Genomic DNA, 2,265 nt, shown 5'->3' with positions numbered 1-2,265 from the left:
CGGGTACCGCCGGCCATCAACCGGAGGCCTTCGATGGGTTCGCCGAAAACGCTGAGCTCCAGCCCCTTGTTGACCTGCTCACCATCACGCACATAGAGCCTCTGCGCGTTGTCGACGTACCCATCGGAAGGTTTCTCGATGCGGAAAACACCCAGGTTGGCACCGAAGGTTTGCAGGTCCAACTTGATGCCCGCTTCCAACTGTTTGGTGCGGCCAGGGGGGAAGGCTTCGCCCAGGTTCGTGATGCCTGTACCGGACGCCACTGGTCCTTTTGCAAGGCCTTCGATTCTATTGGCGTAGAGCGACACGCTCTCCACAGGCTTGTAGACGATGCCATAAACAGGCGTGGTAATGGCTTCATCATAGAGCGCGCTACGACTGCCATCGTTTGCTGGATTGGCTACACCGTTTGAAGTAGTGCCATCGTACTTATAGTTCTCGACACGCAACTGCTGACGACGAACACCATAAGTGACCAGCAACTTGTCATCGAACAAGCCCAACGTGTCGGAAATCGCCAGGCTGCGGTTACGGGTTTTGCCGGTCACCCCGGGATCACCCATTTCACCGCCCGTGCTGGATACCGCAGTCGGCTTAGGAAGCTTCGGGGTGTTGTAGATATTGCTGTTCCCGGTAACGGAACGATAGAACGTGTACGCGTTTTCCTGCTCGGTCCAAATCGTTGAGCCACCGATCGCAACTTGGTGGGAAACAGGGCCCGTGTTAAAGCGCCCGTTCAACCCGCCACTGAACGATGTGTTGTCTTCATTGTGAGGAATCTCTGAGCCACCGATCGTCGCTACGCCGTTATTGCCGACCAGTGTCGGTGTGGCGTACACCCCGGTTTCTCGGGTGTGCTTTGCACCACCGGCAAGGTATGCGGTCCAGTTTTCGTTCAGATCCCAATCGCCACGAACCATGCCGAAGGTGTCTTCCGTTTCGGAGTAAGTCCAGTCCTGCCCATAATTGTGGCTGGCGTGCGGAGCAGTGGGAATGCGGGTGGCGTTGCCGATATTCACGGAATTACGCAGCCCATTGATACGCTGTTTCTGATACCCGAAATCGGTGGAAACGCGGAAGTTATCCCCTTGATAGTCCAGGCCCGCAACGAACAACTTTGTGCGCTGATCCTGGTCGTCGATCGCTGTTTCACCTTCCCGTTGGCTCAGATTCAACCTGGCACCAAACCGATTGTCCTCGCCGAATCGCTGCCCGATATCCAAATGCTCGCCAATGCGGCCATCGGTGCTGATGTCCTGGGTATAACGACGCGTCGGCACATCCTCTGCGCGTTTGGGCTGCAAGTTGACACCGCCCCCAAGACCCGAGCCCGTCGGACTGACACCGTTGATAAACGCGTTGGGGCCTTTGAACACCTCGACACGCTCGATAGCATCCGTCGACAGAATCTGACGCGGTAAGACGCCATACAGCCCATTGTAGGAAATGTCGTCACTGTTAAGCGGCAAGCCTCGAATCACGAACACTTGGGATTGGTTACCAAACCCATAGGATTGACGCACCGACGGATCATTGAGAAGCACATCACCCACGTCTTCAGCTTGTTGATCTTCAATCAACTGCGAGGTGTAACTCGTCATCACGAACGGGACATCCATGTTGTCCTGATTGCCCAGCACCCCCATCTGGCCTCCCCTCGCCACCTGACCACCCGCATAGGGCGTTGGTAGCGTGTTGGAGTTGGGTTTGATCGCACTGGCAGTAACGTCGGTCGCTCCCAATTCAATAGGCTCTGCCGCTTGGGCAAGAAAACTGACTGAGCAACATGCAGCCAGCAACGTAAGGCGAGATGGAAATAGCATGGAGTGAGTACCTGCGGGGAAACGGGAAACCAATGCAGGTAATGCTAATGATTCGCAGATAGATTATCTATAACGAATGGCAAGCTGCCATAAAAGATTTGGAAAGCGGTTTAGTCAGCCCCATGGCGAGGGAGCTTGCTCCCGCTCGGCTGCGCAGCAGACGCAAAACCGAACGATGCGGTTTGCCTGAAGAAATACAGGGGCCTGCTGCACAGGCCAGCGGGAGCAAGCTCCCTCCCACACAGGTGTGAACACAGTATCTGCAACAACCCCAATCCCCTGTGGGAGCGAGCCTGCTCGCGATGAAATCGCCCCAGTTCCAGAGCCGAACACCCCGCCCGCATCCCCAAAAACCTTCCTCCTACAGCCCCCACCTACACCCCTCTATCAAGCCACGCATCCTTGCGCCTTTGCCTACAACTACGCCAGAATCCGCCCGCTT

General features: G+C 56.1%; 1 protein-coding gene. It reads right to left on the bottom strand.

Annotated elements, in window-relative coordinates:
- Positions 1–1,823 (bottom strand): TonB-dependent siderophore receptor (locus GSM73_RS02635; protein WP_256676662.1); only part of this gene is annotated, 1,823 nt, incomplete at its 3' end.
- Positions 1,824–2,265: the final 442 nt, after the last annotated feature.

It is taken from the genome of Pseudomonas sp. PICF6 (genome assembly GCF_009831705.1).
Classification (GTDB): domain Bacteria; phylum Pseudomonadota; class Gammaproteobacteria; order Pseudomonadales; family Pseudomonadaceae; genus Aquipseudomonas; species Aquipseudomonas rhizophila.
The sequence above is the reverse complement of the archived record's forward strand: the minus strand, read 5'-3'. Positions and strand labels throughout refer to the sequence as shown.